Genomic DNA, 23,916 nt, shown 5'->3' with positions numbered 1-23,916 from the left:
CATTCCGGTGAGCGGGGAAGGTCGCGAGGTTTTCGCGCAGAGTTCACGAAAGTGCGGACAGTGGCGTCATGGGGGCTCTATTACATATCGAGTCGAATTGAACACCCGACCAGTTTGTTGCCGTGTGCTATGCGCGGCCGTGCCGTGCACTCGACCCGGAAGACCACGTACATGCGCCTTGCTCGTTTCGCCCCTCTGCTGGGGGCGCTGTCCATCACGGCCGTGCTGAGCACTGCCGCTCTCATCCCGGGGGCGGCGGCACCCGCCCACGCCGATGAGGGCGACACCCTCGCCGCCGCCGAGATCTCCGACGCCGGCGATGTCTGCGGCAAGCCGGCGGCCACCTTCGATGACGTCATCACCGCCGCTGCCACCGCCATCCGCACTGTGGTCCCGGCCGAACAGCAGGCTGCCTATGACCGGTCGGTCGATGATTTCCGGCAGAACGTCGCCTCGATCCACGTGCACCGCAATGGCCTGCCGCTGGGGCCGGACGAGGTGAACGATCGCACCCAGTTCCTCGACGACCCGATCGTCACCTACATCGTCAACAACCTCGACGCCATCAAGACCGGGCGGCTGCACCGGACCATCGCGCTCTCCGACCTGAAGGTGCGCGACGTGGTCGAGGTGTTCATCCTGGCCACGCGGATCGTGAAGATCCCGGCCCAGTTCGCCGCCAGCCTGGTGCCGACCGTCGGCTTCGTGCTCAAGCCCATCGTGGGCGCGCTGTTCAACGGCGTGAAGTCGCTGGCGCGGTCGGTGCAGTCGCAGCTGTCGTTGGGCTGCGATGCCAATGGCGTGTACCAGAAGCTGCGGCTGGATGTGCCCGATGAGCATGTGGAGGTGCCGCAGCCGCTCATCGACCTGGCCAACCAGCTCACCAAGGCCGACGGCGGCTGCACTCCGCTGGCGGAGCTGAAGACCTCCGAGCTGGTCGAGCGCGCCCGCGGTTTCCTGGCCACGACCGCCGGACTGCCCGTCGACCCGGCAATGGTGAACGCCAATGCCGATGCGCTGCAGGGCTTCTTGCAGAGCAACCGGGTCGCCGACGTCTTGATGATGCGCCGCACCGAGCAGCTCGGTCCGATCGTGGACTCGATGGATTACGGGCCGCTGACCTTCCTGGCCAACCTGGGCTTCGACATCTACGAGGGTCGCGCGCTCAACACCGTGGCGCTGGGAGATGTGAAGGTGGAGAACGTCTTCTCGCTCATCACCCTCGCCCTCGACACCACCAGCCTGCTGCTGACCGTCGGCAATACGGTGGCCGGCTTCACCGGCGTGTCCTCGACAATCCTGACCCCGCTGAGCATGGCCGAGACCATCGCCTTCGCGCCCACCACCTACGGTGCGCCGATCCTGCGCGGCGTCATGCAGTCCATGTGCGCGGCGTAGACACGGGATTCGGGCACGCAAGCGCGCCGACCAGGCCTGCACGATGATGCGCAATGCACCATCGTGCAGGTTTACGCTGAGGTAGAAACCCTAGGGAAGTGCCATGACAGCCGAGCCGCATCGCTTCGAGACCGCGCCGGGCGGGCTGACCGTGGCCGATCTCCGGGCGGGCTACGACCCGGGATTCCGCTTCGAACTCGAGGACGGCGTGGCCGTGATGATGGCGTCAGCCACGCGCTGGCGCAATCGCGTCCAATGACATGTGGCCGTCGCGATGGAGCAGGTCTGTCCCCCTGACCTGTCGGTCGAGGTGAAGCAGGCGATCGAAATCTCGGAGGACTTCGCACCCATCCGTTCGAGATGGAGACCGAACTCGCGGGGCTGGGCTGCCCGCATGTCACGCGAAACATGCTGCGGCACATACTCCGCGGCTCCTGATCCAGGGTTCCGCCGGTCAGCATGGTCATTGACGCGCACGATCGAGTCGTTCCAGCGCCGATCGAGAACGGCCGCAGCCCCTCTCAGCGGTAATTGAAAGGGGCTGCGGCGGCGTGTCTTTCGGCTACAGCCGGGCCGCGGCGTAGACCCGGATCGCGTCGCGGACGTACTCGGCGGTGCCCGCGCCGTGCCTGTCGTAGTTCTGCGCGAACCGCGGGTCGGCGACGTACATCTCGCCGAGGTTGGTGAAGTACTGGGCGCTGATGGGTCCGCCCGTGGGGGTCGTGCCGAGCCAGTCGTAATGGCGCTGCACGATGGCCTGCACCTCGTCGCTGTCGACCGGGAGGCCGGCGGCGCGGGCGCGGCCGTAGTCGGCGGCGATATCGAGGTGGGTCTGCTGGAACGCCTTCTTCTCGGCGTCGGTCTTGGACTTCCACCACCGGTCGCTGCTTTCCCAGGCCTCCTTGCCCCAGCGCTGCACGACCTCGTCCTTGTACTGAGCGTGGTCGAATCCGTCGAAAACCTCATCTGCCATGAGTTGCTCACCTGCTTCCGTTTTGCGCAATGTGGTTTGCACCGAGGCGATTTGGCGCGCGATCCGGTCCTGCTCCTGTTTCAGCAATTCCAGATGGGTGCGCAGGGCGGCAGCGGTGTCCTTTTGCCCCGCGAGGACTTCGGCGATGGCGGGTAGGCCCAGGCCGAGTTCCCGGAGCAAAAGGATGCGCTGCAACCGTACGAGGGATTCTTGGTCGTAATAGCGGTAGCCGTTGGATCCGATCCGGCTCGGCGGCAATAACCCGAGGTCACCGTAATGCCGCAGGGTGCGGCTGGTGGTGCGGGCCACTTTCGCCAATTCCTGGATGGACCATTCCGCTGCCACGTTCCGGCCTTTCGTATCCTCTCGTTCTCCTCGACGAATTCAGGATGCAAGTTGACGTAGCGTCAAGGTCAAGCCTTCATCAGTATGGCCCGGCCGGGTGCCGAGGCACGGCGTTTACGCGCCGTCGGTGCACTGGCTATACCGGATGTGCACGGACTGCTTCGGCGGCGCGGAGCTGCCGAACATGGCCGGTGGCGACGGCATCCAGTTGGTGAGCCGGTTCATGGCGTCCTGCTCGGCCTCGGCGCGGTTGCTGCCCGCGCCGCCGTAGTAGTAGGTGTGATCGGCGCTCTCGGCGATGGCGCCGCAGCCGTCACGGAACTGCACCATGATCTTGCAGCCGCGGTGGGCGCACTGGCTCAGCGCGTCGGCGTCGGAGGAACCCCAGTCCGGGTAGTTCCAGGCCGCGCCGTAGAAGGTGCCGCCGTCGGTGCCCAGGGCGAGCGAGCCGTACAGCGAGCCATCCGGTCCGCGCTCGGCACTGGCGGTTCCGGCCCCCAGCGTCGAAACCAGGACGGCGGCAGCGGAAAAGAACATGGTCAGGGCGAGTTTGCCCGAGAAAGCCATTCGAAATTCTCCCCGTTCGGCAGCGGCAGAAAGGCCGCTCCGGTTACATTCGGTGGTGCGATCACCACTGCCCGGATTTCTATCACGGGCCACCGACAGGTCCAAGTCGGTTTCGCTCCGGAACCCGCTGCCGGGCAATGCCTTCCGAACAGGTCATCGAATCGGTCGGTCCGCGAGTGGTACTTGCTTCTCCCCAGCGGGCGTGACATGCTCCACGCGCGCGCTGCCGGACTCCCGATTTCCGCGCGCGCACGAATTTCGATATTCGGGGGATGAGGAAAACCCAATGTTGTCTGCGGGCCGCGCCCGAGTTCTGCACTGGGCGGCCGTGGCCGCCACCGCCGTGAGCTCCACCCTCCTGTTCGCCGGGCCCGCTGACGCGGCCGCACCGGTGGTGCTCGGCGGTGGTTCCGGCGTCTACGTCGAGGACCTCTCCGACTCCAGCTCGGTCAATGACTGCACCATCACCGCGATGGGCTACGACAACAAGAACCAGCTCGTGGGCCTGACCGCCGGCCACTGCGGTGAGGTCGGCGCGCGCGTCGCGGCCGAGTACACCCGCTCCGGCGGCATCGGCGTCATCGCCGAGAAGGACGACGAGATGGACTGGGCCATCATCGTCTTCAACCCGGACCGGGTGAACCCGACCCGCCGTGTCGCCCAGTCGGTCATCAACTCGGTCGGCGCGCCGCCGCAGATCGGCGAGAACGTCTGCAAGAACGGCCGCACCACCGGCTTCACCTGCGGCCCGGTCTGGGAGACCAAGTCCACCTACTTCCGCAGCCAGGTGTGCGCCAACCACGGTGACTCCGGCGCGCCCGTGCTGCGCGGCGACCAGCTGGTCGGCATGGTGGTGGCGGGCACCGACTTCAACGCCGGGCCGATCAGCATCGAACTGCCACTGTGCACCGGTGGCGGCAACCTGATCCACGAGCCGGAGCTGGCCACCAACATCTCTACGGTGCTGGCCGATGTCGACCGCCACGGCGGGGCCGGCGCGGGCTTCCACGTCGCATAGGACCTTCGGGCCGGAACGAACCGACCGACACCGCGGGGCGTGACCGGATTCCCGGTCACGCCCCGCGCTTTTGGGTCCGGCACAGCGCGCGACACCGCACGCTCATATCACTATCGCCACAAGATTGATATCCTGAATTAAAAGTTCTCGATATCAATGAGGTGGGCTATGTCTCGAACCCTGATCGACATCGACGACGATGCGCTCGCGCTAGCGGCGGAAGAGCTGGGCACCAAGACCAAGGTGGCTACCGTCAACGCGGCACTCCGCGAAATCGCGAACCGGCGCGCTGTCACCAAGGTCCTGCAGCAGCTTCGCGACAGCGGCACCGACCTGTCACCCGACGCGATGGGGGGTGCGTGGCGCTGAGAACCTTGTTCATGCTGGCGGACAAGTCAGCGTTCGAGTGGGTGCTCCGCGACGATCACGCGGCGGCCGACTTCGCGGAAATAACCAGCGCGCCAGGCTCATTGGTCGCATCCTGCCATCTGACTGCACTGGAAATCGGGTATTCCGCGCGTTCACATCAGGACTATCTGGCCAAGATCACGGGTCAGAAATCACTGGTCTGGCTTCCCCTCACCGAGGAAGTCATGGATCGCGCCCTCACGGTACAGGGCATACTGGCCGAGCGTGGTGGCCACCGTCTCCCGATACCGGATCTGATCATCGCCGCCACCGCCGAAGTCCATGGCGCAACGGTTCTTCACGTAGACAGCGACTACCAGACGATCGCCGAGATAACCGGCCAGCCGCAGCACCGGCTGCGAACCTCCTGATCTGGTGCCGGTGGGTCCACAGTCGGCGATTCGCGTTTTGCGCCGTCGTCTCAGGATCGGTCCGCGGTCAGGCCGGGGGCAAACGCTGGAGGCACCGGTTACGAGCCGTGGGGTGAGTTACTCTGCACGCGGATCCGGTCACATCGCCTGATCGCACGGGGTCGACAGCTCGACGCGCGGGGCGTGACGAGGTCATCCGATCCACGCCCCGCAGTAGTTACTGAATGTATTCAATTGTGCCGTAAGACTTTTCGGGTTCAGTAGCCGACGGTGAAGCGGGTGCGGTGGTGGCGCGGCCGCTCGATCTCGTCGAGCAGGGCGACGGCCATGTCCTCCATGGAGAGCGCGGAATTGCCCTGCTCGTCGGTGAGCAGCTCGTCCGTGCCGAGGCGGTAGACGCCGGTCCGCTCGCCGGGCTCGAACAGGGCGGCCGGGCTGATGTAGGTCCAGTTCACCGCGTGCGCGGTGGTCCGGAATACCTCGAGCTGGCGGTTGCCGCCCTCGGCGATGGGCAGCAGGTGGGCCGGGAAGTCGGGCTGCTCGGTGAGGAGCTTCCCGGTCCCGGCGACGGTGAGGCTGCCCGCGCCGCCGATCACCAGCAGCCGGGTTCCGCTGCCCGCCAAGCCTTCCAGCAGGGCCGCGGCGACCTCGGCCAATTCGTGCTCGCGGCCCGGGGCCGGGCGGGTCGCGCCCACCACGACATCGCTGCCGGCCGCCGCCTTCTCCACATCGGCGGGGTCGGCGGCATTGCCGGTCCACACCTCGACCTGCTCCGGCAGCGCCCGCAGCCTCTCCGCGGTGCGCGCGACCGCCCGCACCCGGTGACCCCGGCTCAGGGCCTCCGCCACGACCCGGCTCCCCGCGTCGCCACTCGCTCCGAACACTGTGATCTGCATGGTCTTTCGCTCCTTCGGGAGATGGTTCCGCGTCAGGCCGCGACGCGGGTCGTGGCGATGTCGGCTTGCTTCGCCGATTCCGTTGCGCGGGGCGCGGATCCGGTCTGGCCGAGCAGCGTGCCGCCCAGCGCGATGGCCATGCCCAGGATCTGCAGCGGGGCCAGCGCCTGGCCCAGCGCGGCCCAGCCGATGACGGCCGCCGACAGCGGGCTGAGCAGGCCGAGGAAGGCCACCGAGGTGGCATTGGCCTTGGCGATGCCGCGGAACCACAGCGCGTAGGCAGCGGCGGTGCCGATCAGGCCCAGGTAGAGGTAGCCGCCGATGGCCCGGCCGTCCAGCGCGGGCGGCGCGCCTTCGACAAGGGCGGCGACCGGCAGCAACATGAGTCCGCCCGCGGTGAGCTGCCAGCCGGTCATGGCCAACGGTCGGATGCCTTCGGGGCGGCCCCAGCGCTTGGTCATCACCGTGCCCGCCGCCATGGAGATGGCCGCCAGCAGGCCCGCGATGATGCCGAGGGTGTCGAGAGTCGCTGTGGCCCTGAGTACGACGAGTCCCACGCCGATCAGCCCGATCAAGGCGGCCGACACCTTGCGCAGCGTGAGCCGTTCGTTCAGGGCGAGGGCCGCGAAGCCGACCGCGAACAGCGGCGCGGCCGCGGCGAGCACCGCCGCCACCCCGCCCGGCAGCCGATAGGCGGCGACGAACAGCAGCGGCGTGAACAGTCCGATGTTCAGTCCGCCGAGGACGAACGCCCGCGGAATCCACTGTCCACGCGGCAGTTTCCGCGTGATCGCCAGGAGCAGCAGGCCGGCGGGCAGCACCCGCATGAGGGCGGTGAACATGGGCCGTTCCGGCGGCAGGAAGGTCGTGGTGACGGCGTAGGTCGATCCCCACACCAGCGGCGCGAGCCCGGTGAGGGCGAGCGTTCCGGCGAGTCCGGCGGCTCCGACGCGTGCGGTGGTCATCGGTAACTCCTCATTGATAATCTCAAAGTTGAGATAACACCATCTGGATACCTCACCGTCAAGTATCTCAATGTTGAGATTTATTCCGCCCCGAGAGGAGCCCGCCGGTGCCCGACGCCGTCGACCAGATCACCGCCGCCTGGCGTCAGCAGCGCCCCGACGTCGACACCTCCCCCATGGAGATCTTCGGCCGCATCGCCCGCCTGGGCCGCATCGTCGACCGCGAGCTCTCCGACTTCTTCCGCGGCCAGGGCCTGGAACGCTGGGAATTCGACGTCCTCGCCACCCTCCGCCGCTCCGGCAACGAATCCGGCCTCAGCGCAGGCGCTCTCAACAAGGCCGCCATGATCACCTCCGGCGCCATCACCAACCGCATCGACCGACTGACCGCCAAAGGCTGGGTACAACGCGTCCCCGACCCGAACGACCGCCGCGCCATCCGGGTCCACCTCACCGACGCCGGGCGAGCCCTGATCGACCGAATCCTCCCCCTCCACATGAAAAACGAACAGCGCCTCCTGGCCGACCTCACCCCCGCCGACCGCGAAACCCTCATCCCTCTCCTCCGCAAGTTCGCCGAATCCCTCGGCGACCTCGCTCTGGACTGAATCACGAAGGAGGCGGCGGTCTCTGCTGTGCCTGATCGGTTCTTACGCAATGGATCTGAGCGATAACCAGTGTGCGGAGAACTAACGACAGGTCGGGCGAGACTGCATTGATTCGCTGACGCTGGCAGTGAAATCATCTGCCATTGACTGCATTTCGCGGCTTACAGGCATACATCGGAAGTAGCAGCGGGCGGATCGGCAATGACTATTCGTGCCAATTACCGCGGAGTCTGGTGCGCCAGTGCTGGGGTCGTCGGCTGGGGTGGGGCGTAGGCCGGGACCGGGGAGGCGGGCAGGGCGGGGGTGGAGGCGGGGCGCGGGGCGGGGGTTTCGGCGGGGATCACCGGCTTGACCAGGCCGGAACCGGCGGGCGCCGGGGCCGAGCGGGGGTCGGCGACCATGGAGTTGGGGTCGGCGCTGCCGGGGGTCGGGAGGGGGATGTTGACCCGCGTTCGGTTCTCGGGGGCGGGGTGGACCGGGGTGGAATTGCCCGAGGTGGCGGGGGTTTCGGCGCCCGGGGTGGCGTTGGTCGGGTCGATGTAGGCCGGAACCGAGGGGTCGGGGGTGGCGGCGTCCGGTGTCGTGGGGGTTGCCGGGTCGGATTCCGTTGGAGTGGGCTGGGTTTGGGGCGTCGGCGGGGTGAGGACGGGAATGGTGGGCAAGCCCGGGGTCACGGCCGCGGGGAAGTCGGTGAGAGCGGGGCCGATCTCCATGGCGGAGGCGGGGGTGGGGAGGCCGCCGTCGGGGGCGGCGGAGTATTCGGCGCGGAGGATGTGGTTGTCGCGCACCAGGACTCGGCCGGAGGTGTCCTCGACGGCGTCGGTGGTGCGGGGATCCTCCTTGTCGGTGCCGAGGTACATCTGGCAGTCGGTGGTGTCGCAGGTCTGGGCGTAGGGGTAGCGCTCCTCGGCCAGGGCGTAGGAGCGGGCGGCGATGGCCTGGGCGCGCAGGGCCTCGGTGCCGCCCTGGTCGGCCCAGCCGGGGACCATTTCGGCGGGGACCACGCCCTTGAGGTAGTCGTCGAGGTCGACCTCGTTGACCGTGCGCGGGGAGCCGTTGTCGAGGGCCACGCCGAGGACGCCGCGATAGGCGTTGCCGCCGCAGATCTCGAGTTGTTCGTTGGCGGGGCGGGCGGTGCCGTCGGTGACGGGGTAGGCCCAGGGATCGTCGGTTTCACCCTCCCAGAGGGTGTCGCCGCCGCAGCCCTGGGTGATGGTGACGTCGGCGCCGGTGGCGGTGGGCGTCAGGTGCGCGGCCTGGCCGGGGATCACGCGGCGGCCGGCGACGTAGAAGACGGAGTCGGAGCCGATGTCGAGGGTCTTGTCATCCTGCCCCATGAGGCGGACGCGGACCGTGGTCGGGCCGACCTCGGCCAGCTCGGCTCCGTCGTAGTAGTTGGCCAGGATGCGGTCGGCGTTCCAGCCCGCCGCGGCCTTGTCGAAGGCGCCGTTCTGGCTGAGGCCGCGGCCGTGACCGGCGCCGGCGGTGAAGAGGAAGGCATTGTCGGGCCACGCCCAGATCAGCAGGGCGGTACCGCCGGTGGTGGCGGCGACAGCGAGGGACAGGGTGAGCAGGCCGCGCCGTTTCCGGCGCTCGGCTAGGTACCCGTTCGGCATGTCATACCCGTTCTGTCGAGAGCCGAAGCTACATTCGAGTTACTCAAAGCTGAGCCTCAACCATACGTTTAGAGAATGTGACAGTAGGGACTAGTGTGATCGCTGATGCGCCAAGTAGCAAGCTTGTGCTCCGGGCGCGGTTAGACGGATTTACCTGAATGGGAGATGCTTGTGCCGTATCGCAAACCGAAAAACGCCTACATGCTCCCGGTTGTCACCGTCCTCGCGCTGACCGCTCCGGTCGGCATACTCGCGCTGAGCGATTCCCGGGATGTCCGGAACACGGATGAAAGCAATCTGGCAGCTATACCTGCACAAATGGCCGAAGTCGCCCTATCCTCGGCACCCGATATCGTCCTGCCGCTGCGTGAGCTGACCGGACTGAACCTGCCCGACCTGCACCTGTCCGATCTGCGGATGTTGCCGCTGCCCAAATCGATTCCGATCCCGCCGAATCTCATTCCGGGCGTCCAACTACCCAGCGAGATTCCACTACCGCAGCTGAACAACGGCTCGCAGCCGCCCGCCCCGCCACGCCCCGCCCGCCCCACCGTGTCGGGCTCGCTCCCCAACGCCACCCCCGTCACACCCGGCTCCGCCCGGCTCACCACCCCGGCCGCCGGGACACCCGGCTTCATCGCCGAACCGGGCCCCGAGGTTCCGCGGCCGCCCGCCACGCCGGGCACCGAAACTTCCTCCGCCCCAACCGATCCCGCCGCCACACCGGCACCCACCGCCCCGCCGACACCCGGCGCTGCGGCTACCGCTCCGGGCGGCGACACGCCGGTCGCGCCAGCGGATTCCGGCACTCGGGCGCCGATCCCCAGCGCCGACAATCCCGCTGCTGCCGGACCGCATCAGGTCCCCGGCCTGACCAGTGATCTGCGAACCCCCGCGCTGAACCCCGGCGCGGTGCCCACCGATCTGATCGACAAGGTCGGCGCACAGGTCAAGGAGCTCACCCGGGACACGCCGTTCAGCATGGTCGCGCTCACCGCGCAGGACCTCGTCGGCACCACCACCAAGATCCGCGCCCAGCGTCCCGACGGCACCTGGGGACCCTGGTACGACGCCGAAACCGAGAACGGCAAGGACCGTCCCGCGGCGGGCAAGCGCACCGGCACCGAGCCGATCTATGTCGGCAACACCAAGACCGTGCAGATGCTGGTGACCCGCAAACCGGCCGCCGCGGCCGCCCAACCGGGTCCGCTCGACGACGGTTCGGCCGATCCGGCGCAGGTCGATCTGGAGAAGCTGGCCGCGGTGCTGATCGATCCGGGCCGAGACAGCATAGACCAGAACCTGTCCTCGGTCGCCGCGCCGCTGCCCGGCGGCGGACCTAAGGTGATCACCCGGGCCCAGTGGGGTGCGGACGAATCACTGCGCTGCGAGGAACCCACCTACGACGACGGCGTCTCCGCGATCACCGTGCACCACACGGCGGGTCGCAATGACTACACCAAGGCCGAATCGGCGGGCATCGTGCGCGCCATCTATTCGTATCACGCGAAAACGCTGGGCTGGTGCGACATCGGCTACAACGCCCTGGTCGACAAGTACGGGCAGATCTTCGAGGGCCGCTACGGCGGTCTGGACCGCCCGGTCGAGGGCGCGCACGCGGGCGGTTTCAATATCAACACCGCCGGTGTCGCGCTGATGGGCGACTACGAGGACGAGGCTCCGACGGACGTGTCCATCCAGGCGATCGGCCAGTACATCGGCTGGCGCGCCAAGGTGGCGGGCATCGATCCCGAGGGCTCGACCACCATGTACTCCGAGGGCAGCGACTACACGAAATACGCGCTGGGACAGGCGGTCAACCTGCCGAATATCTTCGCGCACCGCGATGTCGGCAATACGACCTGCCCGGGTGATGCCGTCTACGCCCTGATGGACAAGATCCGGCAGATCGCCGAGGACACGGCCCGCGGCACGAACACGCCCGCCCAGCCCAACCCGGTACAGACCCGACCGGGCCAGAACGCGGGCAACCCACTGCCCTCCCCGGCCCCCGATACCGGTGACCACGTGGATCTGGCCGCCCTCGCCGACCTCACCCAGAGGATCCTGAACATGCTCGACCGCAGCCCGGTGGCCCGCTACTGGAACGAGCAGGGCGGCGCGAACGGCCCACTGGGACAACCGAAAGCGGAGCCGATCGCGCTCGCGGACGGCGGCCAGTACGGCCAATTCACCAATGGTTACGTCTATGCCTCGCCGACCGGACAGATCTTCACGGTGGTCGGCAAGATCCTGGAGCGCTTCCTCCAATTGGGTGCGGGCACAGGAATTCTCGGCCTGCCCACGAGCAATGAATATCCGGTCCCAGACGGTGTCCGCACCGATTTCCAGAACGGCGCACTGATCTTCAACAAGCTCACCGGAATCGTGACGACCGTCCTGAAGAATTACGGCGCAGTCCAGGACCCCGCCCCCGGCAAGCCCATTCCCGCCCTGGGAACCCCGGTCGCCTCCAATTGAGCGGCTGGACAGAAGTGCTCCCCAACCAAGCGACTGGACAGATGTTCTCCCCGTCATCCCGGCAGGCTCTCAGCCGGATCCACTGCGTCGTACTGGATTCCGGCCGAAACGCGCCGGAATGACGGGGAGAACCACCGGATGACGGGGACTGCCGGCATGACGAGAGTGAACCACCGATATGACGGGATAGGACTGTCGGAGTGAGGGAAGAACTCTCGATCGGCCGCTCGATACCCTCGTTCAGGACCACCAGCGTTCGAGGGTGCGGGCGACGCCGTCCTCGACATTGGAGGGGGCGACCTCGTCCGCGGCGGCGATAGCCTCGGGGTGGGCGTTGGCCATGGCGACACCGTGACCCGCCATGAGGAGCATCGGGACGTCATTGGGCATGTCGCCGAAGGCGATGAGAGAGCTGTGCTGCACGCCCAGGCGCTGAGCGACGGTCGCGAGGCCCGTCGCCTTCGTGACGCCGGTGGCCGACAGCTCGATCAGCCCGTTGTCGGTGGAATACGTGAGATCCGCGCGGCCCGCCAGGTGCGGTCCCAGGGCCGCGCGCATGGCGGCGCTGGTGGCCCCGGGCAGGCGGATGAGCATCTTGATCGCGGGCGCGGCGATGACCTCGGCGCGCGAGACCTGGGTGTCGTCCGGGTTGAGCCAGGCGTGCTCGTATTCGGGGGAGCTGACGAACTGCGGAGTCGCCGCGTCGTGCGCGGTGACGCCGACGCGCTCGGCCGCCAGGCCGCAGCCCGGGAGCAGTCGCTCGGCCAGATCGGCGGCCCAGGTGAGCGTCTCGATATCCAGGGTGCGGGAATCCAGCACCCGGTCGGTGGCGCTGTCGTAGATGACCGCGCCATTGCCGCACACGCACAGCGGCGCGAAGCCGAGCCCGTCGACGACCGGATCGATCCAACGCGGCGGCCTTCCGGTGGCGAGCACGAACGGCACCCCGTCGGCGATGAGGGCATTGACCGCGGCCCTGGTGCGCGCGCTCACCTGCTCATGATGGTCGATGAGCGTGCCGTCCACATCGGAGGCGACCATCTTGGGTTTGGGCAGGTGAAAGAGCGTCACCTACTCCATCCTGCCTCGAGCGACAACCGCCGCGCCCGTGGATTACCGACCCCGCCGTACAAACGAGACCTTTCCGGCACACGTCCGGCCCCGCCCACCTCACACCCCATCCGCGACCAGGACGCGAGCAATAACACATGGATTGCCGCGGCGTCCGCGGTCCGTACCCCGCGTTCACATAATTCTGTCCCTATGATCTGGGGTCAGTACTCGACCCCGAAAGGGAATGATGGCCGGTTTTCTGCTGCGACGTGCGCTGAACTATGTCGTGCTGCTGGTGCTGGCGTCGTTCCTGGTGTTCACTGTGGCGTCCCTCACGTTCACCCCGCTGGACTATCTGGAACAACGCAATCCGCGGCCACCGCAGTCGGTGATCGACGCGAAACGGGCGGAATTGCATCTGAATGATCCGATCCCGGCGCGGTACCTGGCATGGGCGAACGGTGTTGTCCATGGTGACTTCGGCAAGACGCTGGCCGGACAGCCGGTCAAGGACGAGCTCGGCCGCCGGATCGGTGTCAGTCTGCGGCTGCTGGTGATCGGTTCGGTGGTGGGCACCGTGCTGGGCGTGCTGATCGGTGCGGCTAATGCCATCCGGCAGTACAAGTTCAGTGACTACTTCAGCACCATCGTGTCGATGCTGCTGTTGTCGACACCGGTGTTCCTGCTGGCGACGCTGTTGAAATACGGTGCGCTCGAAATCAATCTGGCCACCGGCAAGCAGATCTTCCTCTATACCGGCGAGACCTCGGCGACAGCCGTGCACGGGCTGTGGAACCAGATCGTGGACCGGGCCCAGCACATGCTGATCCCGACGCTCGGCCTGGCGCTCGGTGCGATGGCGGGATACAGCCGCTACCAGCGCAATGCGATGCTCGACGTACTCGGCGGCGATTTCATTCGCACCGCCCGTGCCAAGGGGCTCACCCGGACCCGCGCATTGTTCAAACACGGTCTTCGCACCGCGCTCATCCCCATGGCGACACTGTTCGCCTATAGCTTCGGCGGACTCGTCACGGGCGCGACCTTCACCGAGAAGATCTTCGGCTGGCACGGTATGGGCGAGTGGCTGGTGGACTCCATCCACGCCCAGGACATCAATGTCGTGCTGACGGTGACGCTCTTCGCGGGATTGGTGATCCTGTTGTCCGGCCTGCTGTCCGACATCGTGTATGCGATTCTCGATCCCAGGGTGCGTGTCTGATGACCGAGGTGGAAACCATCGTCCAGGGCGCGCCACAGATCGCCGCCGCGGGCCGCCGCAAGTTGGTGTGGCGGCGATTCCTGCGCAACAAGATCGCGGTGACCGCGGCGGTCGTGCTGATCCTGCTGTTCGTGATCGCGTTCGCCGTGCCGCACTTCCTGCCGTACGGCTACACCGACATCGACACCACGGCGAAGCTGAAGCCGCCCAATGGAAAACACTGGTTCGGTACCACCTCGCTGGGTGAGGATGTACTGGCACAGACCCTGCACGGCCTGCAGAAATCCCTGGTGATCGGGTTCGGCGCGGCGATCATCTCGGCGATCATCGCGACCGCCGCAGGTTCGGTGGCGGGCCTGCTGGGCGGCTGGACGGACCGCGCGATCATGTGGCTGGTGGATCTGCTGCTGGTAGTCCCCAGTTTCATCTTCATCGCCCTGTTCGCCCCGAAGACCAAGGGCAACAGCTCGGTGGTGCTGCTGGTGGTGCTGATCGCGGCGTTCGGCTGGATGATCTCGGCACGCATCGTCCGCGGGTTGTCGCTGACCTTGCGGGATCGCGAATTCGTGCGCGCCGCACGATATATGGGTGCATCCACCTGGACGGTCATCACCACGCACATCGTCCCGAACATCGCCTCGATCCTGATCATCGACACCACCCTCGCCGTGGGAGGGGCCGTCATGGCCGAAACCGGTTTGAGCTTCTTGGGTTTCGGTGTCCAGCCGCCCGACGTGTCGTTGGGCTCGCTGATCGGCGACTACTCCAAGAACGCACTCACGTACCCGTGGACGTTCATGTTCTCCGGCGCGTTCCTGGTGGTCATCGTGCTGTCCGCCAACCTCATGGGAGACGGGCTGCGCGACGCCTTCGACCCGACGGCCAGGAAAGCACGGGCGAAGCAGGCACGAAAGGCCGGCAAATGAGCCAGGATTCGGCCGAGCGGTCCAAGATGACCGCGCCCCTGCTGGAAGTCTCCGACCTGCGTGTGTCCTTTCCGGGCGAGGAGGGTCGCGTCGACGCGGTGCGCGGGGTGAACTTCGCGGTCAACGACGGCGAGGTGCTGGCGATCGTCGGCGAATCGGGCTCCGGCAAATCGGTGTCCTCAATGGCCGTCATCGGCCTGCTGCCCGAGCAGGCGCGCGTGCGGGGATCGATCCGCCTACGCGGCCGGGAACTGCTGGGACTGGACGACAAACAGATGTCCGCCCTGCGCGGCAGCAAGGTGTCCATGGTGTTCCAGGACCCGCTGTCCGCACTGACCCCCGTCTACCGGATCGGCGACCAGATCGCGGAAGCCCTGCTGGCGCACCGGAAGATGAGCAAGCAGGAAGCCGCCGCCAAGGCGGTGGAACTGCTGGACCTGGTCGGCATTCCGGATGCGGCCCAGCGCGCCACAGCATTTCCGCACGAGTTCTCGGGCGGAATGCGCCAGCGCGTCGTCATCGCCATGGCCATCGCCAATGATCCCGAGCTCATCATCTGCGACGAACCGACCACGGCACTCGACGTGACCGTGCAGAAGCAGATCCTGAACCTGTTGCGCAAGGCGCGCGACATCACCGGTGCGGGCGTCATCTTCATCACCCATGACATGGGCATCGCGGCGACATTGGCCGACCGGGTGGCGGTCATGTACGCGGGGCGGATCGTCGAAACGGCGCCTGCGCAGGAGCTTTTCACCGCACCTCGGATGCCCTACACGGTCGGATTGCTGGGCTCTATCTCGCGCATGGATGGTCCCGCGCGGTCGCCGCTCATCCCGATCGTCGGCAACCCGCCGGCCATGCACGCCCTGCCGCAGGGCTGCTCATTCGCGCCCCGCTGCCCCGTCTCCATCGACGAGTGCCGCGCGGCCGAACCGCCACTGCAGGATACGGGGCCCGGGCACCGGGCGGCCTGCATTCGGACCGCGGAGGTGGGCAGCCGGGAACTGTTCTCGGCCTACCGCAAGGAGATCGAGGCACCGGAGGAGATCGCGAAGGTCGACTCCTCGCGGGTGGTGCTGAAGGTGACCGATTTGCGCAAGACCTTCCCGCTCACCAAGGGTGTGGTGTTCCGTCGCCGGGTCGGCGAGGTCAAGGCGGTGGACGGCATCAGCTTCGAGGTGCGGGCCGGCCGCACCTTGGCGCTGGTCGGCGAATCCGGCTCCGGCAAGTCGACCACGCTCACCCAGATCATGGAGCTCTTGCGGCCGGAGGGCGGCAGCATCGAAATCCTGGGCACTGACGTATCCGAGCTGAGCAAGCAGCAGCGCCGGAACATCCGCCGGAAGATGCAGATCGTCTTCCAGGATCCGTCGGCGTCCCTGGATCCACGCTTGCCGATCTCGGACGCGCTGGCCGAACCGCTGCGCATCGACGGGCGTTCCCGCGAGGAGATCAACCGGCGCGTACCGCAGTTGCTCGAGCAGGTGGGGCTGCGGCCCGAGCATGCGGACCGGTACCCGGCGGACTTCTCCGGCGGCCAGAAGCAGCGCATCAACATCGCGCGGGCACTGGCGCTGGATCCGGAGCTGCTGGTGCTCGACGAGCCGGTGTCCTCGCTGGACGTCTCCATTCAGGCCGGTGTGCTCAACCTGCTGCGCGATCTGCAAACCGAGCGCGGTCTGTCGTATTTGTTCGTTTCGCACGACCTGTCGGTGGTGCGTAATCTTGCCCACGACATTGCGGTCATGTACCGCGGGCAGATCGTCGAATACGGCCCGGCGGAACGAATTTTCGCCAGTCCGGAGCACGAATACACCCGCGCGCTGATCGACGCGGTGCCGGTACCGGTGGCGACCCGATAGAAAGGGTGTCGTATGCGAAGTAAACGAGCATGCGCCGCAATGGTCCTCGCGAGCGGGTTGGCATTGGCGGCGTGCAGCAGCAACACGCCGACCCCGACCGGGACCGGCCAGCTGGGCACCGCGTCCGACATCAATCCCCATCCACGCGACGACATCAAGGATGGCGGGAACCTGCGGCTGCCCACCCCCGAAGTGCCCGTCAACTGGAACATCCTCCAGATCGACGGCAATGACGGTGATTACGCGGACATCATCAAATTCCTGATGCCGCGGTCTTTCGACACCGATGCCGCGGGCAACCTCACCGTCGACCATGACTTCTTCAGCGACGTGCAGCTCACGTCCACCAATCCCCAGGTCGTCACCTACACCATCAACCCCAAGGCGGTGTGGTCCGACGGCACCCCCATCACCTGGGAAGACATTGCTTCCGAAGCGAATTCGCTGAACGGCAGGAACAAGGACTTCCAGATCGCCATCAGCAATGGTTTCGACCGGGTGGCGAAGGTCGAGCGCGGAACCGATGACCGGCAGGCCGTCATCACCTTCGACAAGCCTTACGCCGATTGGCGCGGACAGTTCGCGGGCAACGCCATGCTGTATCCGAAATCGGTGACAGCCGACCCGAATTCGTTCAACAAGTCGTTGGTGAACGGGCTCCCGGTCTCCGCCGGACCGTTCGTGCTGCAATCCATCGACCGCACCGGCGGCCTGATCACGCTGACTCGCAACCCCAAATGGTGGGGAAACACCCCCAAGCTGGACACCGTCACCATTCGGGTACTGGACCGCAACGCGTGGACGCAGGCGGTGCAGAACAACGAACTCGACGCGGCGCTGCTCAGCACCGTCGGCGATCTGCAGAATCTCCGCTCGGTGCCGGGTGTATCCATCCGCCACGCGCCGCTGAACCGGTGGCGCTACTTCGCCTTCAACGGCGCACCGGGCTCGATCGTCGCTGACCCCCAACTGCGCGTCGCCATCTCGAAGGCGATCGACCGCCAGCGCATCGCCGAGACAATGCAGAACGGGCTGGTCGACAGCCCACAGCCCCTGAACAATCATGTCTTCCTGCGCGGGCAGCACGGGTATCAGGACAACAGTCTCGGCTTCGACCCGGACGCCGCCGGCCGGGAGCTCGACGCGCTCGGCTGGGTGAAACAGGGCGACTACCGGGTCAAGGACGGCAAGAAGCTGTCGATCCGGGACGTCTTCTACAACGATGACACCTGGGTTCAGATCGCCAAGTTGATCCAGCAGGACCTGCGCCGGATCGGCGTCGAGCTGACCATCGACGCCCGGCCGGCGCAACGCTTCTTCACCGATGTCATCCAACCCGGCGATTTCGATGTCTGTCAGTTCTCCATGGGCGGCGACGCCTTCGTATTCAGCAGCATCCCGCAGATTTTCGGGCTGTACCCCAATGATCTGCAACTCAACTACGGGCGCATCGGATCGCCGGAACTGAACACCCTCATCGACCAGACGCTGTCCGAGCTGGACCCCGACAAGGCCATCCACATGGCGAATCAGGTCGACCGCAAGGTCTTCGAGGAGGGCCACTCGCTGCCGTTGATGCAGGATGAGGGCAACTACGGGGTACGGTCCGAGCTGGCCAACTTCGGCTCCGCCGGGCTGGCCTCGTACGACTACACCGCCATCGGGTTCTTGAAATAGGCCCGGCCGAAAGTTTCGACAGCCGTCCGCGGCGGAAGGAGCGGTCCATGCGGATACGTTCGACCATGATTCGACTGGCGATCCCGATGGTCGCTCTCGGGTTGGTCGGGACGGGGTGTAGTTCCAGCGGTACCGAAGGCGGAACCGCGACCCTCGGCACGACCAACGCCATCAACCCGCATCCGGTCTCGGATCTCGAGGACGGCGGCAACCTCCGGCTGTCGCTGAGCTCGTTCCCGGCCTCGTTCAACGCGTTGCACGTCGATGGAAATACTCAGGACACCTCCGATGTCGTGTCGCCGACGCTGCCCGTGGCCTTCGACAGCAACGCGGCCGGCGAACTCACCGTCAACCACAACTTCTTCACCGACATCACGCTGACCTCCACCAACCCGGAGGTCGTCACCTACACCATCAATCCCAAGGCGGTGTGGACCGACGGAAATCCCATCACCTGGGAGGACATGAAGTCGCAGTGGCAGGCGTCGAATGGCACCAACAGCGAGTACCAGGTGGCCTCCACCTCGGGTTACGACCATGTCGGCAAAGTGGAGCGGGGCGTCGACGACCGACAGGCCATCGTCACCTTCGCCCAACCCTATGGCGAGTGGCAGAGCCTGTTCGGCCAGCTGTTCCCGAAAGCGGACACCGAGACCCCGCAGGCGTTCAACGATTGGGCGCGCAACTCGCTGCCGGTCAGCGGCGGCCCGTTCATGATCACCAATATCGACCGCACCCAGAACCGGATCACGTTGAGCCGCAACCCCAAATGGTGGGGTGACGCGCCGAAGCTGGACAACATCACCTTCAGCGTGCTCGACAACTCCGCCGTCGTGCCCGCGATCCAGAACAACGAACTGGACGAGGCCTACGTCTCCGGGCTCGAAGCCGTCACCGGTGCGCGGCAAGCGCCGGGCGTCGAAATTCGGCGGGCCGCGGAGCCGACCTACGGCTTCATCGCGTTCAACGGGGCGCCGGGCTCACTGTTCGAGGACATGAAGCTGCGACTGGCCATCGCCAAGGCGATCGACCGGCAGACCATCGTGGACACCAGCCAGCACGGGATCGTCGACAACCCGAAGCCGCTCAACAACCACGTCTACATCGACGGTCAGAAGGGCTACCAGGACAATTCCCAGGATGTTGCCTTCAACCTGGACGAGGCCGCCAAGGAATTGGATGCCCTGGGCTGGGTGATGAAGGGCGACGTGCGCGAGAAGGACGGCCGCAAGCTGATCGTGCGGGACGTCATGTACCAGCAGGACGTCTGGGTGAATATCGCCAAGATCATCCAGGCCGACCTGCAGAAGATCGGCGTCAAGCTCGACATCCAGACCGTCCCCGGCACCGGCCTGTTCACCAACGTCATCGACCCCGGTAACTACGATCTCGCGCAGTGGAGCCGCAGCACCAGCGTGCTGCCGATCGGGGCGTTGAAGCAGTTCTACTACTACGACCCGAAGAACTGGCAGGGCAACAAGTCTCGCCTCGGCTCGCCGGAGCTGAACGCGGTCATCGATCAGGCGATGGCGGAGCTGAACCCGGACAAGGCCATCGAACTGGCGAACAAGGCCGACAAGATGATCTGGGACGAAGGGCATTCGATGCTGTTCAACCAGGCGTCCGGCACCCACGCCGCTCGCACCAACCTGGCCAACTGGGGCGCGTTCGGCCTGGCGTCCCCGGACTACCTGAAGGTCGGCTTCCTGAAGTGAGCCCCCGGACGGGCTACCCCCTGGCCTATCCGGCTCTCGTGACGATCGGGACCTTGGCGATCACGCTCGCCTGGGTCCCGTTCGCCGATCCGGAGCAGGTGACCATGCTCGTCACCGTGGCCTTGATAATCCTGGGCTACACCGGGTTTCGCTTCGCGTGCGCGCTGGGATATCCACCCGCCGGGTTATCGGGCGGGAAGCAAGGCCAGGAGGTCGCCGTGCGGCGGGTGCGGCAGCAACATCGCTTGGTGAGCAGGTCGTGGTTGGAGTTCACCATCGGGGGGAAGAATCGGTGGCTGCCAGTGTATTTCGATCCGGTACTGGTGACACTGACCCAGGTCACGGCCGAATTGTCCGGCCGCACAGTACGTATCGACGGGCATCGGGTGTATCCGTCGGGCCGCCTGCGGGATTCGGAGCCGGTGGGCAGGCTGGTCGACAATCCGGCCCGGCCGGATCCCGAAGCGATCGGACGGACCGGGGTCGGGCGCAGGTTGGTGCTGGACGCCCAATCCGCCGTGGTCGGGCCGTTCGCGGGATTGCTCTGGGTGTACGTCGCGGGCGGCGGATCGCCGGCTTTCGTGGCTGCCGCGCTGGTCGCGGCGGCCACGGCCACCTGGCTGTCGGCCGTTCGCGGATCCGACCCGAGCTAGCCGACTACTCGGCCGGCTTCTCCGCGCGGCGGGCGGCCTTCTCGGCGGCTTCGGCCGCGTCCATGGCGTTGGCCTCCTCGAGGGTGGGGGCGCTGCCGCCGAGGCGGGCGGGGACCCAGTAGGCGCCGGGCTCGTGGACGTAGTCCTTCTGGAGATCCAGGAGCATGGCTTCCATGGTCTTGTGCAGCTGGTCGGTGAGGGCCGACGCCGGTTCGAAGGGCTGGATGGGTTCGCCGACCGCGATGGAGATGGGGGTGTTGGTGCGGCCCAGACGCTTCGGGAAGCCCTTGGTCCAGACGCGCTGAGCGCCCCAGATGACGAGGGGGATGATGGGGACGCCGGCCTCGATGGCCATGCGGGCCGCGCCGGACTTGAACTCCTTGAGTTCGAAGCTGCGGCTGATGGTGGCCTCGGGGTAGACGCCGACCAGCTCGCCGGCGCGCAGGCGCTTGACGGCCTCGTGGTACGACTCCGCGCCCGCCGAGCGGTCCACCGGAATGTGCTTGAGGGCGCGCATGATCGGGCCGGAGACGGCGCTGTCGAAGACCTCCTTCTTGGCCATGAAGCGTATGTAGCGCTTCGTGGCGCGCGCGGGCAGACCGGCGTAGGTGAAATCCAGGTACCCGGTGTGGTTGATCGCGATCACCGCACCACCGGTCGCCGGAATGTTTTCCTCGCCCTTGACGGTGAACTTCAGGCCCTGCAGCGCGAAAACGGTGCGGGCCAGCCCGATGACGGGGTAATAGACGGGTTCCACAATTCCGCTAGCGTAGTCGCTGCCCTCGCGGCATCCAGTGATCCGGGCGACACCGTCTCCATTGATGTGACTTCTCGACACCGAAAAAGGTCCATATGAGTGGAAAACGGCTGAACAGCGCCGCCCACCCAGCTTCGCCAGGGACTGCTCGGGACACTGCCCGTCAGCTCGGCCTGCCTCGGCGACGTCTCCGGCCAGCCAGTACTGTGGGTGGCTGGTAACGGTCAGGGAGGAATGAAGCTCGTGCAGATCACCAGCGTCGGACACGCCGGATTCCACATCCGAACCGCGGCCGGAACAATCCTGTGCGATCCGTGGGTCAACCCGGCCTATTTCGGATCATGGTTCCCGTTCCCCGACAACACCCAGCTGGACTGGGACGAGCTCGGCAACTGCGATTTCCTCTACGTATCGCATCTGCACCGCGATCACTGGGACGCCAAGCTGCTGGCCGACAAGATCAACAAGGACGCCACCGTCCTGCTGCCCGATTACCCGGTGCCGGATCTCGAGCGCGAACTCGAGAAGCTCGGCTTCACCAGGTTCGTGGAGACCGAGAACTCGGTCAAGACCACCGTCACCGGTCCCGGCGGCGACCTGGACATCATGATCATCGCGCTGCGCGCGCCCGCCGACGGCCCGATCGGCGACTCCGCCCTGGTCGTCGCCGACGGGGAAACCGTGTGCTTCAACATGAACGACGCCCGGCCCGTCGACATGGACGTGTTGCACGACGCCTTCGGGCACGTGGACGTCCACCTGCTGCAGTACTCCGGCGCCATCTGGTACCCGATGGTCTACGACATTCCCGCCAAGACCAAGGCCAACTTCGGCAAGCAGAAGCGTCAGCGCGGCATGGACCGGGCCCGCTCCTACATCGAACAGGTCGGAGCCACCTGGGTCGTCCCGTCCGCCGGCCCGCCGGTCTTCCTCGACGACGAACTGCGCTACCTCAATGACGACCGCGGCGACGAGGGCAATATCTTCCCCGACCAGATCGTCTTCCTGGATCAGATGAAGACCCACGGCAATTCGGGCGGGCTGCTCATGATCCCCGGCTCGGTCGCGGATCTGCGGGGCAAGGAACTGAATTCACTCACCCACCCGGTCGATCCCGACACCATCTACGGCGACAAGGCCGCCTACATCGAGGACATGGCCCAGCGGATGGCCCCGGTGCTGGCCGCCGAGAAGGCCACCTGGGCCCCGGCCGCCGGCGAGCCGCTGCTGCCCGCGCTCAAGGCCAAGTTCGAGCCGATCATGGCGCAGAGCGACGTCATCTGCGACGGCATCGGCTACCCGGTCGGCCTGGTCATGGGCGAGGAGACCGTAGTGCTGGACTTCCCCAAGCGCGTGGTGCGCGAGCCCATCGAGGGAGAAGGCAAGTACCGCTACGGATTCCGCATCGACCCGCAGTTGGTGCGCACCGTGCTGCGCGACGACGAGCCCGACTGGGTGAACACTATCTTCCTGTCGACGCGCTTCACCACCTGGCGCATCGGCGGCTACAACGAATTCCTCTACACCTTCTTCAAATGCCTCACCGACGAGCGCATCGCCTACGCCGACGGCTGGTTCGCCGAAGCGCACGACGATTCCGCCTCCACCGAACTCGACGGCTGGGAGGTGCAGCGCCGCTGCCCGCACCTCAAAGCCGATCTGTCGAAATTCGGTGTGGTGGAGGGTAATACCCTCACCTGCAACCTGCACGGCTGGCAGTGGGATCTGGAGTCCGGCCGCTGCAAGACCTCCAGGGGTCACGAGCTGCGCTCGAAGAAACTGGTCTGATCCGCTGAATGCGGCCGGTCCCGAGGGATCGGCCGCATCCTGTCGACGGCGTCCAGCCGACGACGCAGCGACCGCAGCTCACCCCACAGCGACACCAGCACCGCGGCGAATCCGGCCGCGACCGCGAGCGTGACCGCGCGATCCATCGGCAGTACACCCGGCACCTGCGGATTCGCCAGCGTCGCCACCACGGTCAGACCGGCCAGCATGATCAGCACGATATTGCGGACCACGGTGCCGCGGCCAATGGGCGCCGCACTGCCCGCACCGAAACACGAACAGACCGGCCGTGTTCCCTGACGCAGCAGCCGCACCACCGCTCCGGTGAATATTCCCAGCAGCAGAATCGCCATCAACGCCGCGGCGGCCGCGGTCCACGGCGGCAGCACCGCGACCGCTACCGCCGCCTCCACGGTCGGCAATCCCCAGGCCACCGCGGGCACCCATGCGATCGGAATGCCGAACTCCCCCACCGCCTTCCGCGTCCCGGAGTCGTCGGCGAACTTCCCCCATGCCGACAATCCGAACACGACGGCCAGCACCAGACGTGCCACCCACACCCAGTAGTCGATAGCCATTCCCGCACCATCGCACACCGAGATTGACGGTGAATT

22 protein-coding genes are annotated in these 23,916 nt (G+C 66.5%); 14 read left to right on the top strand and 8 right to left on the bottom strand.

What is annotated here, in order from left to right; genetic code table 11:
• Positions 1–171: 171 nt before the first annotated feature.
• Together GLP40_RS04435 and GLP40_RS04430 are read left to right on the top strand one after the other, a co-directional pair.
• Entirely contained in the window at positions 172–1,398 is a 1,227-nt protein-coding gene (locus GLP40_RS04435; RefSeq protein ID WP_154786539.1) for a hypothetical protein, read from the top strand.
• Positions 1,399–1,501: 103 nt separating this feature from the next.
• On the top strand, positions 1,502–1,657 hold the full coding sequence (locus GLP40_RS04430) for a hypothetical protein (RefSeq protein WP_154786538.1): 156 nt from the start codon (positions 1,502–1,504) through the stop codon (positions 1,655–1,657).
• Between the two features lie 303 nt (positions 1,658–1,960).
• Here GLP40_RS04430 and GLP40_RS04425 read toward each other — a convergent pair whose 3' ends face one another.
• Complete coding sequence (locus tag GLP40_RS04425; protein WP_328289677.1) at positions 1,961–2,716, bottom strand: MerR family transcriptional regulator; 756 nt, start codon at positions 2,714–2,716, stop codon at positions 1,961–1,963.
• 114 nt (positions 2,717–2,830) lie between these two features.
• Positions 2,831–3,283 carry a DUF4189 domain-containing protein gene (locus tag GLP40_RS04420; RefSeq protein WP_154786537.1) on the bottom strand — a complete coding sequence of 151 codons (453 nt, stop codon included), beginning with the start codon at positions 3,281–3,283 and terminating at the stop codon, positions 2,831–2,833.
• A 286-nt stretch (positions 3,284–3,569) separates the two neighbouring features.
• Here GLP40_RS04420 and GLP40_RS04415 point away from each other — a divergent pair, with 286 nt between their 5' ends.
• From GLP40_RS04415 to GLP40_RS04405, 3 genes are all read left to right on the top strand, one after another.
• The gene (locus tag GLP40_RS04415; RefSeq protein ID WP_154786536.1) at positions 3,570–4,301 is read left to right on the top strand and encodes a S1 family peptidase; all 732 of its coding nucleotides are present in this window, start codon (positions 3,570–3,572) and stop codon (positions 4,299–4,301) included.
• 168 nt (positions 4,302–4,469) lie between these two features.
• The gene (locus tag GLP40_RS04410; protein WP_154786535.1) at positions 4,470–4,670 is read left to right on the top strand and encodes a type II toxin-antitoxin system VapB family antitoxin; all 201 of its coding nucleotides are present in this window, start codon (positions 4,470–4,472) and stop codon (positions 4,668–4,670) included.
• Between the two features lie 11 nt (positions 4,671–4,681).
• Positions 4,682–5,080 carry a PIN domain nuclease gene (locus tag GLP40_RS04405; RefSeq protein WP_154786534.1) on the top strand — a complete coding sequence of 133 codons (399 nt, stop codon included), beginning with the start codon at positions 4,682–4,684 and terminating at the stop codon, positions 5,078–5,080.
• 257 nt (positions 5,081–5,337) lie between these two features.
• Here the strand turns inward: GLP40_RS04405 and GLP40_RS04400 are convergent, their stop codons facing one another.
• Both GLP40_RS04400 and GLP40_RS04395 read right to left on the bottom strand, forming a co-directional pair.
• On the bottom strand, positions 5,338–5,976 hold the full coding sequence (locus GLP40_RS04400; RefSeq protein WP_154786533.1) for an NAD(P)-dependent oxidoreductase: 639 nt from the start codon (positions 5,974–5,976) through the stop codon (positions 5,338–5,340).
• Positions 5,977–6,008: 32 nt separating this feature from the next.
• On the bottom strand, positions 6,009–6,941 hold the full coding sequence (locus GLP40_RS04395; RefSeq protein ID WP_154786532.1) for an EamA family transporter: 933 nt from the start codon (positions 6,939–6,941) through the stop codon (positions 6,009–6,011).
• A 107-nt stretch (positions 6,942–7,048) separates the two neighbouring features.
• Here GLP40_RS04395 and GLP40_RS04390 point away from each other — a divergent pair, with 107 nt between their 5' ends.
• Positions 7,049–7,549, top strand: coding sequence for a MarR family winged helix-turn-helix transcriptional regulator (locus GLP40_RS04390; protein WP_328289676.1), 501 nt, complete (start codon positions 7,049–7,051; stop codon positions 7,547–7,549).
• Between the two features lie 218 nt (positions 7,550–7,767).
• Here GLP40_RS04390 and GLP40_RS34340 read toward each other — a convergent pair whose 3' ends face one another.
• A complete protein-coding gene (locus tag GLP40_RS34340; protein WP_154786531.1) occupies positions 7,768–9,165 on the bottom strand; it encodes a SpoIID/LytB domain-containing protein in 1,398 nt (465 codons plus the stop codon).
• 318 nt (positions 9,166–9,483) lie between these two features.
• Here GLP40_RS34340 and GLP40_RS04380 point away from each other — a divergent pair, with 318 nt between their 5' ends.
• The gene (locus GLP40_RS04380) at positions 9,484–11,646 is read left to right on the top strand and encodes an N-acetylmuramoyl-L-alanine amidase (protein ID WP_230329232.1); all 2,163 of its coding nucleotides are present in this window, start codon (positions 9,484–9,486) and stop codon (positions 11,644–11,646) included.
• A 240-nt stretch (positions 11,647–11,886) separates the two neighbouring features.
• Here GLP40_RS04380 and GLP40_RS04375 read toward each other — a convergent pair whose 3' ends face one another.
• Complete coding sequence (locus tag GLP40_RS04375) at positions 11,887–12,687, bottom strand: HAD family hydrolase (RefSeq protein ID WP_154786826.1); 801 nt, start codon at positions 12,685–12,687, stop codon at positions 11,887–11,889.
• Positions 12,688–12,946: 259 nt separating this feature from the next.
• Here GLP40_RS04375 and GLP40_RS04370 point away from each other — a divergent pair, with 259 nt between their 5' ends.
• From GLP40_RS04370 to GLP40_RS04345, 6 genes are read left to right on the top strand one after another with little or no spacing between them, the layout of a single operon-like run.
• Complete coding sequence (locus GLP40_RS04370; RefSeq protein WP_154786529.1) at positions 12,947–13,921, top strand: ABC transporter permease; 975 nt, start codon at positions 12,947–12,949, stop codon at positions 13,919–13,921.
• Positions 13,921–14,847 (top strand): ABC transporter permease, encoded by a 927-nt coding sequence (locus GLP40_RS04365; RefSeq protein ID WP_154786528.1) that lies wholly within the window; start codon positions 13,921–13,923, stop codon positions 14,845–14,847. The genes GLP40_RS04370 and GLP40_RS04365 overlap by 1 nt, the downstream gene beginning before the upstream one ends.
• A gap of 26 nt (positions 14,848–14,873) precedes the next feature.
• The gene (locus GLP40_RS04360; RefSeq protein ID WP_154786825.1) at positions 14,874–16,712 is read left to right on the top strand and encodes an ABC transporter ATP-binding protein; all 1,839 of its coding nucleotides are present in this window, start codon (positions 14,874–14,876) and stop codon (positions 16,710–16,712) included.
• Between the two features lie 39 nt (positions 16,713–16,751).
• Positions 16,752–18,389: an ABC transporter family substrate-binding protein gene (locus tag GLP40_RS04355; protein WP_230329231.1), complete on the top strand. Its 1,638-nt coding sequence runs from the start codon at positions 16,752–16,754 to the stop codon at positions 18,387–18,389.
• A gap of 47 nt (positions 18,390–18,436) precedes the next feature.
• On the top strand, positions 18,437–20,104 hold the full coding sequence (locus GLP40_RS04350; RefSeq protein ID WP_154786526.1) for an ABC transporter family substrate-binding protein: 1,668 nt from the start codon (positions 18,437–18,439) through the stop codon (positions 20,102–20,104).
• Positions 20,101–20,757, top strand: a complete 657-nt coding sequence (locus GLP40_RS04345) for a hypothetical protein (RefSeq protein WP_328289675.1) — start codon at positions 20,101–20,103, stop codon at positions 20,755–20,757. Before GLP40_RS04350 ends, GLP40_RS04345 begins: the two co-directional genes overlap by 4 nt.
• 4 nt (positions 20,758–20,761) lie before the next feature.
• Here the strand turns inward: GLP40_RS04345 and GLP40_RS04340 are convergent, their stop codons facing one another.
• A complete protein-coding gene (locus tag GLP40_RS04340) occupies positions 20,762–21,514 on the bottom strand; it encodes a lysophospholipid acyltransferase family protein (protein WP_328289674.1) in 753 nt (250 codons plus the stop codon).
• A gap of 243 nt (positions 21,515–21,757) precedes the next feature.
• Here GLP40_RS04340 and GLP40_RS04335 point away from each other — a divergent pair, with 243 nt between their 5' ends.
• Positions 21,758–23,302: a Rieske 2Fe-2S domain-containing protein gene (locus GLP40_RS04335; RefSeq protein WP_328289766.1), complete on the top strand. Its 1,545-nt coding sequence runs from the start codon at positions 21,758–21,760 to the stop codon at positions 23,300–23,302.
• Here GLP40_RS04335 and GLP40_RS04330 read toward each other — a convergent pair.
• On the bottom strand, positions 23,272–23,880 hold the full coding sequence (locus GLP40_RS04330) for a MauE/DoxX family redox-associated membrane protein (RefSeq protein ID WP_154786524.1): 609 nt from the start codon (positions 23,878–23,880) through the stop codon (positions 23,272–23,274). The two genes, GLP40_RS04335 and GLP40_RS04330, sit on opposite strands and share 31 nt — an antisense overlap.
• Positions 23,881–23,916: the final 36 nt, after the last annotated feature.

Source organism: Nocardia aurantiaca, from assembly GCF_009708175.1.
In the GTDB taxonomy this organism is placed as follows: Bacteria; Actinomycetota; Actinomycetes; order Mycobacteriales; family Mycobacteriaceae; genus Nocardia; species Nocardia aurantiaca.
This window is presented reverse-complemented; position numbering and strand designations above follow the sequence as displayed.